General features: G+C 52.5%; 16 protein-coding genes and 1 pseudogene. 6 read left to right on the top strand and 11 right to left on the bottom strand.

Annotated features, from left to right (window positions below; genetic code table 11):
• Position 1: 1 nt before the first annotated feature.
• On the bottom strand, positions 2 to 1,051 hold the full coding sequence (locus D3P09_RS24200) for an LCP family protein (protein WP_120114017.1): 1,050 nt from the start codon (positions 1,049 to 1,051) through the stop codon (positions 2 to 4).
• 221 nt (positions 1,052 to 1,272) lie between these two features.
• Between D3P09_RS24200 and D3P09_RS24195 the strand changes: the two genes are divergently transcribed.
• Complete coding sequence (locus tag D3P09_RS24195; RefSeq protein ID WP_120114016.1) at positions 1,273 to 1,626, top strand: DUF4870 domain-containing protein; 354 nt, start codon at positions 1,273 to 1,275, stop codon at positions 1,624 to 1,626.
• A gap of 95 nt (positions 1,627 to 1,721) precedes the next feature.
• Here the strand turns inward: D3P09_RS24195 and mnhG are convergent, their stop codons facing one another.
• The 6 genes and pseudogenes from mnhG to D3P09_RS24165 form a co-directional block, all read right to left on the bottom strand.
• Entirely contained in the window at positions 1,722 to 2,096 is a 375-nt protein-coding gene (gene mnhG, locus D3P09_RS24190) for a monovalent cation/H(+) antiporter subunit G (RefSeq protein WP_120114188.1), read from the bottom strand.
• Positions 2,086 to 2,370, bottom strand: a complete 285-nt coding sequence (locus tag D3P09_RS24185) for a Na(+)/H(+) antiporter subunit F1 (protein ID WP_120114015.1) — start codon at positions 2,368 to 2,370, stop codon at positions 2,086 to 2,088. The genes mnhG and D3P09_RS24185 overlap by 11 nt, the downstream gene beginning before the upstream one ends.
• A pseudogene (locus D3P09_RS24180) lies at positions 2,367 to 2,690 on the bottom strand (Na+/H+ antiporter subunit E); the annotation flags it as partial. The pseudogene D3P09_RS24180 and the gene D3P09_RS24185, both read right to left, overlap by 4 nt.
• A gap of 21 nt (positions 2,691 to 2,711) precedes the next feature.
• The gene (locus D3P09_RS24175) at positions 2,712 to 4,202 is read right to left on the bottom strand and encodes a Na+/H+ antiporter subunit D (protein WP_120114013.1); all 1,491 of its coding nucleotides are present in this window, start codon (positions 4,200 to 4,202) and stop codon (positions 2,712 to 2,714) included.
• Entirely contained in the window at positions 4,195 to 4,533 is a 339-nt protein-coding gene (locus D3P09_RS24170) for a Na(+)/H(+) antiporter subunit C (RefSeq protein WP_120114012.1), read from the bottom strand. The genes D3P09_RS24175 and D3P09_RS24170 overlap by 8 nt, the downstream gene beginning before the upstream one ends.
• A complete protein-coding gene (locus tag D3P09_RS24165) occupies positions 4,534 to 7,404 on the bottom strand; it encodes a Na+/H+ antiporter subunit A (protein ID WP_120114011.1) in 2,871 nt (956 codons plus the stop codon).
• Between the two features lie 296 nt (positions 7,405 to 7,700).
• Here D3P09_RS24165 and D3P09_RS27435 point away from each other — a divergent pair, with 296 nt between their 5' ends.
• From D3P09_RS27435 to D3P09_RS24150, 3 genes are all read left to right on the top strand, one after another.
• Entirely contained in the window at positions 7,701 to 7,937 is a 237-nt protein-coding gene (locus tag D3P09_RS27435) for a hypothetical protein (protein WP_133305052.1), read from the top strand.
• A gap of 110 nt (positions 7,938 to 8,047) precedes the next feature.
• A complete protein-coding gene (locus D3P09_RS24155) occupies positions 8,048 to 8,713 on the top strand; it encodes a potassium channel family protein (protein ID WP_120114009.1) in 666 nt (221 codons plus the stop codon).
• Positions 8,700 to 10,088 carry a TrkH family potassium uptake protein gene (locus D3P09_RS24150; RefSeq protein WP_120114008.1) on the top strand — a complete coding sequence of 463 codons (1,389 nt, stop codon included), beginning with the start codon at positions 8,700 to 8,702 and terminating at the stop codon, positions 10,086 to 10,088. The genes D3P09_RS24155 and D3P09_RS24150 overlap by 14 nt, the downstream gene beginning before the upstream one ends.
• Positions 10,089 to 10,153: 65 nt before the next feature.
• Here D3P09_RS24150 and D3P09_RS24145 read toward each other — a convergent pair whose 3' ends face one another.
• The 4 genes from D3P09_RS24145 to rpsF all read right to left on the bottom strand — a co-directional run bounded on the left by D3P09_RS24145 (position 10,154) and on the right by rpsF (position 13,051).
• Entirely contained in the window at positions 10,154 to 11,608 is a 1,455-nt protein-coding gene (locus D3P09_RS24145; RefSeq protein WP_120114007.1) for a SulP family inorganic anion transporter, read from the bottom strand.
• A 288-nt stretch (positions 11,609 to 11,896) separates the two neighbouring features.
• Positions 11,897 to 12,178 carry a 30S ribosomal protein S18 gene (gene rpsR, locus D3P09_RS24140; protein WP_116048423.1) on the bottom strand — a complete coding sequence of 94 codons (282 nt, stop codon included), beginning with the start codon at positions 12,176 to 12,178 and terminating at the stop codon, positions 11,897 to 11,899.
• 25 nt (positions 12,179 to 12,203) lie between these two features.
• Positions 12,204 to 12,731, bottom strand: a complete 528-nt coding sequence (gene ssb / locus D3P09_RS24135) for a single-stranded DNA-binding protein (protein WP_120114006.1) — start codon at positions 12,729 to 12,731, stop codon at positions 12,204 to 12,206.
• A 35-nt stretch (positions 12,732 to 12,766) separates the two neighbouring features.
• On the bottom strand, positions 12,767 to 13,051 hold the full coding sequence (gene rpsF, locus D3P09_RS24130) for a 30S ribosomal protein S6 (RefSeq protein WP_120114005.1): 285 nt from the start codon (positions 13,049 to 13,051) through the stop codon (positions 12,767 to 12,769).
• A 215-nt stretch (positions 13,052 to 13,266) separates the two neighbouring features.
• On the opposite strand from rpsF, the gene D3P09_RS24125 reads away from it, so the two are divergent.
• Positions 13,267 to 13,449 carry a YjzC family protein gene (locus tag D3P09_RS24125; RefSeq protein WP_120114004.1) on the top strand — a complete coding sequence of 61 codons (183 nt, stop codon included), beginning with the start codon at positions 13,267 to 13,269 and terminating at the stop codon, positions 13,447 to 13,449.
• 531 nt (positions 13,450 to 13,980) lie between these two features.
• Positions 13,981 to 14,112, top strand: coding sequence for a hypothetical protein (locus D3P09_RS28380; RefSeq protein WP_279387146.1), 132 nt, complete (start codon positions 13,981 to 13,983; stop codon positions 14,110 to 14,112).
• Positions 14,113 to 14,178: the final 66 nt, after the last annotated feature.

Here is a 14,178-nt window from a genome sequence, read left to right as displayed (position 1 = left end):
TTCACTCCGTTTCGTGCACCGACGACGCACTGGAGAGCACCTCTACCTCTTTCTTGCTGTCTTGATACTTCGGAGGAAGAATTAAGCTGCCCGCCTTCGTGTCGGGATTCAACCAGTTTTTGATCATCAGCTGGACCTGGGCCAGATCCTCTTCATTCGCAAAGTAGTACCAGGCGCCTCCGGCCTCCAGCCTGTGGCCTTCGCCCAGAATCGTCTGGCTGTACATATTGCCGTTCTTGGATTGCACCATGCTTTGAGCCATGTCAATCAGCTTGCCCGGCTGCATATCCGTGCTGAAGTTCTCGCCCATGATGTCCAGAAGCTCAGGAATCTTGCTCCATTGCTTCATTGCGGACGCCTTCTCTATCATAGCATGAAGGAACTGCTGATGTCTCTCCGTACGGCTCATATCACCGCCGGCATCCTCGCGGTAACGCACGAAATTCAGCGCATCTTTGCCGTTGTACAAGTCTTGGCCGCCCTTGATCGTGAATTTGTCATGGTACGGATCCTTGTTCACGATATCCTTGTCGATCGGAAGCGCAATGCCGCCAAGCGCGTCAATCGCAGCCTGGAAGCCCTCAAAGTTGATAGATGCATAATAGTTGACTGGCGCATCCAGGAACTTCTCCACCGTGTCCATCGACATGCCCGGACCGCCGAAGGCGTATGCGTGGTTAATCTTGTCCTCGCGGTCCCTGCCGACAATCTCCACATACATGTCCCGCGGAATCGACACGAGCAGCATATTGCCGTCGCTTGGACGCACAACGGTGTAGATCAGCGTATCCGACCGTCCAATTTCCTTGCCGCGCTGGTCAACACCCATCAGCAGCAAGGCGAATGGATCCTGCTTCGTCTTGTCGACATTGACCGGCTTCGGCTCGCGGCCCTCGATCGGCTTGTAGGTGTGCTCCAGCCGCTTCTCGACCTCGCCCTGCAGGAACCAGTCAAACCCCATCATGGCAAGCGCTCCGCGGTTGAAATAGGCCAGCGATAAAATGACGAGAGCAACTGCACTAATGATATAGGCCCGTTTATATTTCTTCATATCCTACCATTCTCTCCATTCCGATATCTCTTTTTGTCGATTTAGTCATATATACCCCTTTTTATTTTAGACGAAGCAAAGCTCAAGCAGGTTACAAACCCGTTACAATTCATTCGTTCCAATATTGCCAAAGTTTTGCTATAGTAGAGAGGTCTATCGCTAGTCCACAAGGAATATATTGTATATAACGATGATGATCAGAAAGGGATGAACAAATCTCCATGCAGCCCATTCAAGTCAATCCAGACCCGTCGTCGACCGGACTGGACCCGAAAGTAGCCGGATTGCTTTGTTACTTGGCCGGATTTGTGACTGGCATTATTTTCTTGGTAATTGAGAAGCAGAGCCGATTCGTCAAATTTCATGCCATGCAGTCTACAGCTGTCTTTGTCATCCTGGTAGCCGTCAACCTAATCCTGGGTGCGATTCCAATCATCGGCCTGCTAGTGGCATTCATTCTGACTCCGCTTACCTTCATTCTCTGGATCGCGCTCATGCTGCTCGCGCTGCAGGGCAAGCAGTTCAAGCTGCCGTATATCGGCGAATGGTCGGAGCAGCAGATCGGCAAGTTCTAAGACAAGATACAGACGATAATTAGCCTGCAAAAAGAAGAGAAACCCGCCATGATGGCGGGTTTCTCTTCTTTTTCTTCTATATATAGGGGTATCCCCTACACGCTTCCGCTCTTCTCGCCGGCCTGCCCCTTCACTCGCTTTCGTTCTGCCTTCAGATCATCCTGTACGCTGCCCTTCCACAGCGACACGCCGGAGCGATAAGCCGCCCGCCCGTTCAGATGTCCCGCTACCGGTGACGTAATGAAGACGAAGACGATGCCAAGCAGCAGCTTGATGCTGATATGGTTCTCGAATAGCCAGAAGTACAGAAATCCGCCGAATAAGATGAAGAGCACGCCCATTGTTGCGCTTTTCGTCGCGGCATGGGAGCGAAGATACACATCCGGCAGCCGGATGAGACCGAAGACGCTGATTACGCAGACGACCGCTCCAAGCACGATGAGTATGCCAATCAGCCACTCACCGATCATCTCCAGGTTCAAGGACTACACCCCTCTCTATATATCTCGCGAATGCTGTCGTTCCGATGAACGTCAATATGCCGAGCAGCAGAATAATATCGAAGTAGGCTGTCGTGCGCAGCAGCATGCCTAATACAGCAATGGTCGCCAGCAGCAGAATCCCTATCGTGTCGAGCGCTGCGATCCGGTCCGGGATGGATGGCCCTTTGAGCAACCGGTACAACGCCCCGAGAATAGCCAGCGATAACAAGATAAGAGCAGCAATCAGCATTCCGTTCATCATGCGCGAGTCACCTCCATAATGGCTTTCTCGAACGTATTCTTGATTTGTTGCGAGAGCTGCTCCGCATCCTCAATATCCATCGCATGAATATACAGCGTCTCTCCGTCTCCCGATACATCCAGCGTTAGCGTGCCTGGAGTCAGGCAGATGAGGCAGGAGAGCAGCGTTATTTCCCAATTCGACTTTAGCTCCGTCTTCATGGCGAAGATGCCAGGCCGGATCGACAGCTTGGGCTTTAGAATTTGCAGCAATACCGCATAGCTTGAGACGAACAGCTCTTTATTAAATAGAACAAACAGCTTAATGACGGCCCATGCCCGCTTCAGTATGATCATGATCCTCTACTCCTTTAGCACCGCGTCGATATAGATTGCCGGCTGCACCAAGGTCTGGCCCGCTTCCGCTACGAAGCCGTATACCCACTCTGCGCCAAGCCCCATCGCTATGACAATTATGAAGAGGCCTGCGCCGGACAGCAGCTTCATCCGGTAATCCGAAGCCCTTGCCGGCGTGGTCTCAGCTGCCGCCAGTCTCTCCTTGCCCCAGAACGCCGCCATGAAGATGCGGATCAACGAGTACAGCACGATGAAGCTGGAGGCGACAGACACTGCTGCAAGCACATAATGCTCCTCGGCGAAGCCGCCGCGTATAATCATCAGCTTGCCCGCAAAGCCGCTTAGCGGCGGAATGCCGGCAATCGCCAGCGCCGTCACGAAGAACATCCAGCCCAGATACGGATGGCGCTTGATCAGTCCGCCCATCTCATCCAGCTTCTTCGTTCCCGCTGCCGTGATAATCATGCCGCCCAGCAGGAAGAGGAGCGCTTTGCCGATCATGTCATGGATCAGGTAGAACACCGCGCCATCCAGCGCGTCTTGATTGGCGGAGACAAGCCCGAAGGCGATAAAGCCGACGCTAATGACCACATTGTAATTCAGAATGCGCGGAATATCCCGATATGCCACTGCGCCGATCGCTCCCAGCACCATCGTCGCCCCCGCCATCCAGCCCATCCAGCTATGCGTAACGGACGGATCATGATAGAAGATCAAGGTGAACGTGCGCAGCAGCGCGTACAAACCTACTTTGGTGAGCAACGCCGCGAAGATCGTGCGTATCGCAGCGGGCGGAGCACCGTAAGAGCCCGGCAGCCAGAAGAACAGGAGCAACCCCGCCTTAAGCGCGAACACAATCATAAACAGCACCGCAATGACGTTCAGAATGCCGCCTTGCCCCGCTTCAGCGACTCGAACGGACAGATCGGCCATGTTCAGCGCCCCCGTCACCCCATAGAGATAAGCGACTGCCGCTACGAATAATGCCGAGGACAGGATATTCACCAGCATATACTTCAGCGATTCTCTTAATTGAAGCTTCGTGCCGCCATGCACAATTAGCGCATAAGAAGAGATCAGCATGACCTCGAAGCAGACAAACAAGTTGAAGATATCGCCAGTCAGGAACGAGCCGCTTACACCCACCAGAAGGAATTGGAATAGCGGATAATAGTAATGCCGCTCTCGCTCCTCTCCGATGCTGCGGAAGGAATACAGCAAGCAGAACAGCCCGATAATCGTTGTCGTGAGCACAAGCAGAGTTGCGAGCATATCCGCCACAAAGACAATGCCGTAAGGCGGCACCCAGCCGCTCATATATAAGGTCTGAATCCCATCCGTCTTCACTTGATAGAGGATGTAAGCAGCGACTGCGACATTCACAAGTCCGCTTAACCCGCTAATCCAGCGCTGCAGGGCGATCCGCCCTTTCAGGAAGACAAGGATGACTGCCGTCAGCAGCGGAATGATGAGCGGGAGAACCAGCGTATTATTCATGCTGCTCCCCCCTTAGCTGCTCCATATCGTCTGTGCCGAGCTTTCGATAGGCCTTGTAAGCCAGCACGATGAAGAACGATGTTACGCCAAAGCTGATTACAATGGAGGTCAGAATAAGCGCCTGCGGCAGCGGGTCCACATAAGAATCCGCTTTCTCCCCAAGCAGCGGAGCCGCCCCCGTCTTGAGGCGCGACATCGTCAGCAGCAGCAGATGCACGCCATGCGTCAGAAAGGATGTGCCCAGAATGATGCGCAGCAAGCTTTTGGACAGAATCAGATAGACGCCGACCGTGAACAGCACTCCTATCGTCAAGGACATATACAGTTCCATCTATTGATCCCTCCCAATGGTGAAAATAATCGTCATCGCGACCCCTATAACGGTCAGATACACGCCAAGATCGAATAACGTTGCCGTTGCCAGCTCCAGCTCGCCTATAATCGGCACATCGAAATAATCGAAGGCATGGCTGAGGAACGGCGCATCGAAGACGAAGGAGCCAATCCCAGTCAGCAAAGCTATCAGAATGCCAAGCGCGGTCAGCTTCTGAAAGTTCAGAGGCATGAACCGGTCTACCTTCTTCATCCCGAAGGACATGCCCATAAGCAGCAGCGCCGCCGAAGCCATGAGCGCCCCAATGAACCCTCCGCCCGGATGGTTATGCCCCATGTAGAACATGTAGAGAGAGAATCCTAGGATAATGACGATCGTCAGCTTCGCCAAAGTCTTCAAGATCACATCGTTGCTCTTATATGCTTCAAGCGGCAATGCTGCACGAGACTGGCCTGGAGCACTCTCTAGGCCATCTTCCTTCAGCTTCACCTTAATAAGCGCATAGATGCCGAAGGACGCAATGCCCAAGACGACAATCTCCAGCATCGTATCAAAGCCCCGGAAGTCTACCAGAATGACATTGACTACGTTTTTGCCGCCTGCGAGCTTATAACTATTTTCCAGGAAATAATGGGAGATGGACTCGAACGGCTTCGTCCTGCTCGCGCTCAACGCTACCAGCGTCATCGTCGCGCCTACGCCAAGCGCAATTATGAGATTTCCCAGCTTGAAACGGAGCGATACAAGCTCTTTCTTCAGCTTCGGCAAGTGGTAGAAGCAAAGCAGGAACAAGGCGACCGATACCGTCTCCACGCTGAGCTGAGTTAACGCGAGATCCGGCGCCCGGAATATGACGAAGAACAGCGAGACCAGATACCCTACCGCCCCTGTCAAAATAATCGCCATCAGCCGCGAATTCACGAACAGTACGGCGATTGACGCCAGGACAAGCGCGAGCATAATCGCCCCTTCATAGAAGCTCATCTCTGCAAAGCCGCTTGTATCGATGCTGAAGGCATTTTGCCCGAATAGGGTAAGCCCCAGCGCCAAGATCAGGAATGCAAAGATATAGATCATATAATGGCGGATCGAACCCGTCATATATACTCTCGTGATGGCATGGGACACGCGGTCCATCATGCTTAAGCCCCCGTCATAGCTCTTGTTCAAAGTCGCCTTGACGAATAACGGCTGATTCAGCACAGCAGAACGCTTATGCAGCAGGAACAAGACAATGCCTAACGCTACAACTCCGGCTGTCATGAACAGCTCCGTCGTGAACCCGTGCCATAGGCTGATCGAGACCATGAATTGCTCTCCCGGACCAAGCAGCCCCGGATGAACCGCCGCCATAGCCGGCTCAATCAGGGAATACGAAGCCAGGTTCGGGAATAACCCGAATACGATCGCAAGCGTAGCCAGCACCACCGGCGAGAGCAGCAAGCCAAGCGGCGCTTCATGGGGCTTTTTCTCCAACTTGTCGAACTGGGCCTTCCCGCCGAACGTGCGGAAAACCAGCAGCATGCTGTAGATGAACGTAAAGACGCTCGCCACCCATGCGATCACAGGGAACAGCGTTCCCCATGCGTCCATGCCGTACAGGTCCATGCTCCGAATGTTCAGCACGGCTGTGAAGAACATTTCTTTGCTAAGGAAGCCATTGAACGGCGGTATGCCCGCCATCGAGAAAGAGCCGATCATCGCTATGGTGAAGGTGATGGGCATAACCGCCATTAAGCCGCCTAGCTTGCGAATATCCCGCGTGCCCGTCTCATGGTCGACAATGCCGACTACCATGAACAGCGTACCCTTGAATATAGCGTGGTTCAGCAAATGAAAGAGGGCCGCCATCGTCGCTTTACTGAAAAATTCCGCTTGCGGTGTCCCCGTATACAGCGCTGCTGCCGAACCAAGTCCGAACAAGCTCATGACCAGTCCTAATTGGCTGATCGTCGAGAAGGCGAGCATCGACTTCAAGTCAATCTGCTTCAGCGCACGGAATGAACCATAGACCAGCGTCAGCAGGCCTAGTCCAGATACCAGCCATAGCCACAGCGCCTCTCCTGCGAAAATCGGGCTCATGCGCGCAACGAGATAGATGCCGGCCTTCACCATTGTCGCCGAATGAAGATACGCGCTTACGGGTGTTGGCGCTTCCATCGCATCCGGCAGCCAGATGTGGAACGGGAACTGCGCCGACTTCGTGAATGCGCCAAGCAATATGAGCAGCATCGCGGGCACAAACAGATCATGTCCCGCAATCGCAGGAACACCCGCGATCAGCTCCCTGATGCTGAACGTGCCTGTCATCACATAGAGCAGCAGGAAACCCGAGAACATCGCCAGACCGCCGAAGACCGTAATGACCAGTGATTTCATCGCCCCGTACAGCGACTTCTCCCGTTCATGCCAGAAAGCAATGAGCAGGAACGACGAGATGCTCGTCAATTCCCAGAATCCATACAGCACCATCAGATTATCCGACAGCACGAGTCCCAGCATCGCTCCCATGAACAGCATAAGGCTGACATAGAAGCGAACAAGCTTCTCCCTGTTCTTGTCGAGGTAATAGATCGAATACAGAAGCACCAGTGATCCGATACCCGTAATGAGGAGCGCGAATAGAAGCGCCAGTCCGTCTGCGTAGACATGTACGTCCACGCCTAGAGACGGCATCCAGGCGATCGTCCCCTCTTGGAAGCCCTTATCCCGTATAACCGGAATGAGGCTGAGCATATACGCGAACAATGCCGCCGGAACGGGAAGCATCAGCCAGCCCACATGAACGCGAGGAAGCAGCTTGTGCAGGATTGGCGCAGCAATCGCGAATAGAAAAGGCAAAATAATGGCGAGATGAAGAATAACCAAGATGCGACCTCCTATTTTTGATAACCAAATTCAACAACAGTATTGCCCATCAGATGGAAAAGCAAGCCATTCCGGCCAGTTTCAGCATCATTTGGGGCGTATAACCCCAAAAAAACGCAAAAAGAGCCCGCTGTTGGCAGGCTCCACCTCTTGAAACAATATGAATGCATACGCACAAAATGTATGTCAATTATAGCCCCCGCCGCTCGGGTTGTCAAAAGAAAATGCCCTGTACGCCGAATGAAAGCGAGGTCCTAAGGGGATTACTCATAAGAAAAAGGAGTGAGTCAAATCCCGTGATTAGGTCCAAAATAATGATATGCACCCTTGTATCCCTGTCGTTAATCGGAGCAAGCGCAATTGCTCACAGCCGGCTTCAAGCTGATCGTGAGTCTAATGCCAAGCGCGCTCCCATTCCGGAAGGCGGCTATCAAATCTACCAGGATGAAGAAGGGCATAGTCAAGAAGCCATCCACTTGCCCTACTATCCGCGCGAATACATTCGAATTGTAAAGAAAGCGCCTCGTCAATAGGCCGAAATAGCCTTTGACAAAAGGAATGTTGTCTCCTATCATGTTATCCATCAAGCTAAATTACCAGCATTATGCTCCGGCTTGAACCCACTATTGCCAGGATGTGATTCATGATGAAGAAACAATTTTTGGTCATTGGCCTAGGACGCTTCGGCTCCAGCCTGACACGCACGCTGATTGAGAACGGGCATGAAGTGCTGGCGGTCGATAAGAATGAGCAGCTCGTGCAGGAGATGGCCTCCATTGCGACCCATGCGCTGCAGGCCGACTGTACGGACGAGTCCGTGCTGCGCGAGCTTGGCGCAAGCAACTTCACGCATGCCATTGTCGCCATCGGCGATGATCTGCAGGCCAGCATTCTGACGACGCTGCTGCTGAAGGATCTGAAGGTGCCGAAGGTAACGGCCAAAGCCCGCAACGAAATGCACGGCAACGTACTGAATAAGATCGGCGCGGATTATGTGATCTATCCTGAGCGGGACATGGGCATCCGGCTGGGCAATCAGCTCAGCTCCGACAACCTGATCGATTACATCGAGTTGTCGCCGGAGTATAATCTGTCCGAGATATTGGCCCCTCCTGCCATGAACGGCCTGTCGCTGAAGGATCTGAACATTCGTGCGCGCTACGGCTGCACGATTATGGCGATCAAGACGGGTCAGAACATTAACGTATCGCCGAAAGCCGAAGATGCGATCCATACCGGAGATATCCTTCTTATTATAGGCAGCTATGATGATATCAGAGAGTTGGAGAGCGATTATGGACGCCCTTAGAACGAGGCGCAGTGAACTCAGCCTGGTCGAGCGGACCATCACTCGGCTGAAGAACAATATCAGCCCGCCTCAGCTCATTACAATTGTGTTCTTTTTCTTAATTTGTATCGGCACCGTGCTGCTGAGCATGCCGTTCTCCTCCAGTTCGGGAGATTCCGTCGGGTTCTTGAATGCCCTGTTCACCGCTGTATCCGCGGTCTGCGTGAACGGCCTTGTCGTACTCGATACCGGCTCCGCCTTCTCGATGTTCGGACAAGTTGTCATCATGCTCCTGATCCAGATCGGCGGCATCGGATTTATGACCTTGGGCGTGATGGTCGCGATTCTGCTCGGCAAAAAAATCGGACTCAAGCAGCGGCTTATTATTCAACATTCCACACAGTCCACCTCCGCGCAAGGGCTGGTGAAGCTGTCGCTGTACATGGTTCTTATCGTATTCTTATTCGAATCGATTGCTACACTGATCCTGACGTTGCGCTGGGAGAGCGAGATGGGACTTGGCAGAGCCGCCTATTACGCGCTGTTCCATTCCATATCCGCCTTCAACAATGCAGGCTTCGCTCTGTGGTCGGATGGATTGAGCCAGCATGTCGGCGATCCGATCGTGAACTTCATTATTATTACGCTGTTCGTCGTAGGCGGCCTGGGCTATATCGTCATTGTGGACATTATCCGCAAGCGCTCCTGGCGCAAGCTGTCGCTCCACTCCAAGATAGTCATTCTGGCTACGGCCATTCTATCCTTGCTGGGCTTCTTGCTTCTGTTCCTGCTGGAGAGCTGGAACAGTGCCACCTACGGGGATCTGACGCTCAGTGAACGGATTATGGCTTCCATCTTCCAAAGCTTCACGCCGAGGAGCGCCGGATTCAATACGGTTGATATCGCCAGCATGCTGTCCGTGTCCCAGTTCCTGCTGATTATTCTGATGTTCATCGGGGCCGCTTCCGGCGGTACCGGCGGCGGTATCAAGATCAATACCGTTGTCGTCCTGCTGCTGGCAACGTTCAATACGTTCCGCGGCGGCGGACAAATCCATGCGTTCGAGCGCAAGATCTCCCAGGATACCGTCATGCGCGCGCTAGCCGTCGTCATCAGCTCGCTCACATGCGTCCTCTTCGTGACGTTCCTGCTTACCATTACGGAGGACATGCTTGAGGATCACTTCCTGCAGGTGCTATTCGAGGCGACATCGGCCTTCAGCACCACCGGCCTTTCTATGGGACTCACAGCCGACTTGTCACCTGTCGGCAAAGTGATTATCGCCATTACGATGTTCATCGGCCGGCTTGGGCCGCTCACGCTCGCCTTTGCCCTGTCGCAGAAGAAACAAACATCCAAAATCGGTTATCCGGAGGATCATATCCTTATCGGCTAACAAACGAAAAAGGCCCTGCAGCGTTCCATCGCTACAGGGCCTTTTATTCTATGGTGCATGTTCCATTAATGGCCTGATGAGGCGGTTAACCCAACCTTGTCCACCAAGCGGCGGCTTTCCTCATTTAAGCCTATGATCTCTGCCTTCTTGCCGAGCTGCTCATACTTGTTCACCACTTTGGAGATGGCTGTGACGGCCGAATGATCCCATACATGAGAGCCTGAGAAGTCAATCGCAATCCGCTCAGGGTCGCCTTGCGGGTCGAACAGATCAGCGAAGTGGCTCATCGTTCCGAAGAACATTTGCCCGCTAATGCGGTACACCTTGCGCCCGCCCGCTTCCAGCTCAGAGACAGCCTGTATCCTTGCAATTCTCCAGCCGAAGATCAGCGCGCTCATGATCACGCCAACGAGAACGCCTCTTGCAAGGTCATGCGTGTTCACAACCACAGCAACGGTTGTCGTCATAACCAGCGTATCAGCAACCGGTATTTTCTTCACATTCAGAATGGAGCGCCAATCGAAGGTGCCGATCGATACCATGATCATAACCCCTACCAGTGCTGCCATAGGAATAACCTTAACGACATCGCCCAGTACCATAATGAGGAACAGCAGCACCACGCCTGCGGTCAGCGTCGATAGCCGCCCCCTGCCGCCAGACTTCACATTTATAACCGACTGGCCGATCATCGCACAGCCCGCCATGCCTCCGAAGAAGCCGGTTGCGATATTGGCAATGCCTTGTCCGCGCACTTCCTTGTTTTTATCGCTTTTCGTGTTCGTGGCTTCATCCAGGATCGTCGCTGTCATAAGCGACTCCAGGAGACCGACGATCGCCAACGTCATCGAGACTGGGAAAATAATCGCAAGCGAATCCCAGTTCAGCAGAATGTCCGGCACGTGGAAGAGCGGCAGCGAGCGCGTAATCTCGCCCATATCGCCTACCGTATTGACCTGGATGCCGCCGAATACGGTGACACATGTCATGACAATAATGGCCACCAGCGCTGATGGTACAGCCTTTGTAATGCGGGGCAGCCCATAGATGATCAGCAGCGTGCCTGCTACCAGCGCATACATAACCCATGTGGCGCCTTCGAACTGGACAAGCTGCGTCATAAAGATCAGAATCGCCAGCGCGTTCACAAAGCCAGTGACGACGGAATGCGGCACAAACGTAATAAATCGCCCCAGCTTAAGCGTCCCGATAATGAATTGCAGGATGCCCGTAAGAATCGTAGCGGCATACAGATACTCTAGTCCATGATCAGCGACCAGCGTCACCATAAGGACCGCCATCGCTCCGGTTGCGGCGGAGATCATGCCGGGGCGGCCTCCCACAAGCGAGATGATGACTGCGATGCAGAAAGAAGCATGCAGCCCTACCATCGGGTCAACGCCTGCGATAATCGAGAACGCGATCGCTTCCGGTATCAAAGCCAGCGCTACTGTAATTCCCGCAAGCACATCGCCTCGAATGTTGAAGAACCACGTGTTTTTCAGTTTTGACAGTAAAATAAAAAATCCTCCTCTATGCTATAAATGGGTGACCTTCCACTCTCAGAAAGGTCGGGGCCGATGGTGGGCGTTCACTATTATACATAGAGTTATTTTAAGGTTCATCTTTTTCGCCAGCGATGTAAGCGGTTTAATAAGCGTATTTCTGGTCCATACTCCGCGAAGCTTCGCTTTTCAATTCACTTCATTCATTGAAATTTGCTCTTTATATCTGTCCAATTCTATTGCTGCTGCGCATAGCAAAAAGAGCCCTCCGAAGAGGGCCCTTTCTTTATGCTGATCTACAGACTATTCAGTCGTGTATGGCAGCAATGCGATTTGACGGGAACGTTTAATTGCAACAGTCAGCAAACGTTGGTATTTCGCGCTTGTGCCAGTTACACGACGTGGCAAAATTTTGCCGCGCTCGCTAATAAACTTTTTCAGCAAATCAGTGTCTTTATAGTCAATGTGAGAAATTTTGTTTACAGTGAAGTAACAAACTTTACGACGTTTGTTACGTCCGCCTTTACGGCCGCCGAATTTGCGTTCTGGACGCTCATCGCCGCCTTCTCTTTGCTTGAAGCCCATGATACATCCTCCTTATCGTCAATAGTTAGAATGGCAAATCATCTTCGGAAATGTCAATCGGGCGTCCGTCATCCTTGAACGGATCATTGTCGTTCCGTGATTGATTCGAACGGTTGCCGCTATTCCCGCCGCTATAAGAAGAGTTGTTGCCTCCTCCGCCATAGCCGCCGCCCGTATTGCCGCCACCGCCGCTGTACCCGCCGCCGCTTTCCTCACGCGGAGCTCCGCCTTCGCGGCTCGACTCCAAGAACCGGACGTTGTCTGCAATAACTTCCGTTACATACACACGCTTGCCCTCATTGTTCTCGTAGTTCCGCACTTGAATGCGTCCCTCTACAGCCGTCAGACGGCCTTTACGCAAGTAATTGGCACAGGTCTCCGCAAGCTGGCGCCACGTCACGACCGGAATGAAATCCGCCTCGCGCTCTCCTTGACCCGACGTGAACGGTCGGTCAACAGCTAGCGTGAATTGCGTCACTGCTACTCCGGCTGGCGTGTAACGGAGCTCAGGGTCTCTCGTCAATCTGCCAATCAATATTACACGGTTCAACATGTCATGACCTCCCCATTGAACAAAATCCTGTGGAACTAAGCTACGTCTCTGACGATCAACGTACGGATAACTTCATCCGTAATCTTCATGATACGGTCAAGCTCATTGACAACTTCAGTTGTAGCGTTGAAGTGTACCAGAACAAAGTAACCATCACGAAGCTTATTGATCTCATACGCAAGACGGCGTTTGCCGATTACGTCTGTTTTCGTAACCTCTCCACCGTTGGAGATGATGCCATTGAACTTATCAACGAGAGCTTGAACGTTCTCTTGCTCTACGTCTGGACGAATGATGTACATCACTTCATATTTGCGCATATTGTTTCACCTCCTTTTGGACTAACGGCCCCGCCTAAGCGGAGCAAGGAACGAGCCCTAGGCTCGCATCTCTATACTATATCAAATTCTTCCCGCAATGACAAGGCATGCTCCCGTCCGAATTCTGTCAGTCATGCGCTGCCATGATCCGATCCATACTAAACAATGGACGATGCTGCTGGGCTCGTCCCACATTGATCTGGAGGTGCTGAGCAATGGGCGAATTTACGATGTTTAACCAAGGGGACCGGGCTCCCAACAACGGCACGTACATTGAGGCAGGCGTCAACTCCTTCCACATGGGCATTGAGAATCCGAAGAAGGTAACGCTGCATAAAGGCGAGCGTTTCCCCGAAAACACGAATCACGAGCGCAAATGGATCCGGATGCCCAAATAATTTTTGAGCCATCATGTATGAAAGTTTCGTAAAGGGGCATTCTAAATTTCGACGGTGGAAGAGAGGTGTGGTTCCATTGGACCAACTGGTGCAAGGTAATCAAGGTATTCCTTTTCATTCACTTCAGCATAGAAGCGAGGGGTTGTGCTAAAGACTACGGTCTGTAACACACACATTTCGAGCCTGTAAATAAGGGAGCGCTTCTGCGCAGCTTGTTTATAAAGGGCTCATGAGGATTCATGAAGCGCTTGCTGATTAACTCCGATGAGGAATGTTGATCTCCAACGTCTTCAAGCTAATAAGAGTTTGAAATGATACTCGACCAATCCAACACACCGTCAGAAAGAGGGCCCGCAAGGGTCCTCTTTTCTTTTGGCAGCTTAATTGGAACTGCGGGACGGGTTCTTGAAGAGAATTGCTAAATCCTGCTGTTCCCCCTTTTTAAACCATTTTTTAAAGTTCTCTGGGCGAAAAAGTGCTCTAAACGTACATTCTTCGTTCGCAAAGGTGAGGGAGCACCGTGAACACTTTGTGACATTCGGACGTGTCGTTACTGAAATTCCGAAAAATATTGGCATAGAGCGTGCGCTGGGTGCGCCACAAAGGCTGGAGGCCGAGAAACTCGGCTTAGAGTGTGCGCTGGCTGCGATACGAAGGCTGTAGGCCGAGAAACTCGGCTTAGTGCGTGCGCTGGCTGCGCTGCGAAGGCTGGAGGCCGAGAAACTCGGC

Source organism: Paenibacillus pinisoli (genome assembly GCF_003605435.1).
In the GTDB taxonomy this organism is placed as follows: domain Bacteria; phylum Bacillota; class Bacilli; order Paenibacillales; family Paenibacillaceae; genus Pristimantibacillus; species Pristimantibacillus pinisoli.
The sequence above is the reverse complement of the archived record's forward strand: the minus strand, read 5'-3'. Positions and strand labels throughout refer to the sequence as shown.

What these genes read in the sequence shown, in the direction of transcription:
- rpsF (WP_120114005.1), bottom strand. Translation starts at nt 13,051, where the DNA reads ATGCGCAAATATGAAGTGATGTACATCATTCGTCCAGACGTAGAGCAA.
- D3P09_RS24150 (WP_120114008.1), top strand. Translation starts at nt 8,700, where the DNA reads ATGGACGCCCTTAGAACGAGGCGCAGTGAACTCAGCCTGGTCGAGCGG.
- D3P09_RS24200 (WP_120114017.1), bottom strand. Translation starts at nt 1,051, where the DNA reads ATGAAGAAATATAAACGGGCCTATATCATTAGTGCAGTTGCTCTCGTC.
- D3P09_RS24125 (WP_120114004.1), top strand. Translation starts at nt 13,267, where the DNA reads ATGGGCGAATTTACGATGTTTAACCAAGGGGACCGGGCTCCCAACAAC.
- D3P09_RS24155 (WP_120114009.1), top strand. Translation starts at nt 8,048, where the DNA reads ATGATGAAGAAACAATTTTTGGTCATTGGCCTAGGACGCTTCGGCTCC.
- D3P09_RS24170 (WP_120114012.1), bottom strand. Translation starts at nt 4,533, where the DNA reads ATGGAACTGTATATGTCCTTGACGATAGGAGTGCTGTTCACGGTCGGC.
- D3P09_RS24195 (WP_120114016.1), top strand. Translation starts at nt 1,273, where the DNA reads ATGCAGCCCATTCAAGTCAATCCAGACCCGTCGTCGACCGGACTGGAC.
- mnhG (WP_120114188.1), bottom strand. Translation starts at nt 2,096, where the DNA reads ATGATCGGTGAGTGGCTGATTGGCATACTCATCGTGCTTGGAGCGGTC.
- rpsR (WP_116048423.1), bottom strand. Translation starts at nt 12,178, where the DNA reads ATGGGCTTCAAGCAAAGAGAAGGCGGCGATGAGCGTCCAGAACGCAAA.
- ssb (WP_120114006.1), bottom strand. Translation starts at nt 12,731, where the DNA reads ATGTTGAACCGTGTAATATTGATTGGCAGATTGACGAGAGACCCTGAG.
- D3P09_RS24175 (WP_120114013.1), bottom strand. Translation starts at nt 4,202, where the DNA reads ATGAATAATACGCTGGTTCTCCCGCTCATCATTCCGCTGCTGACGGCA.
- D3P09_RS24185 (WP_120114015.1), bottom strand. Translation starts at nt 2,370, where the DNA reads ATGATGAACGGAATGCTGATTGCTGCTCTTATCTTGTTATCGCTGGCT.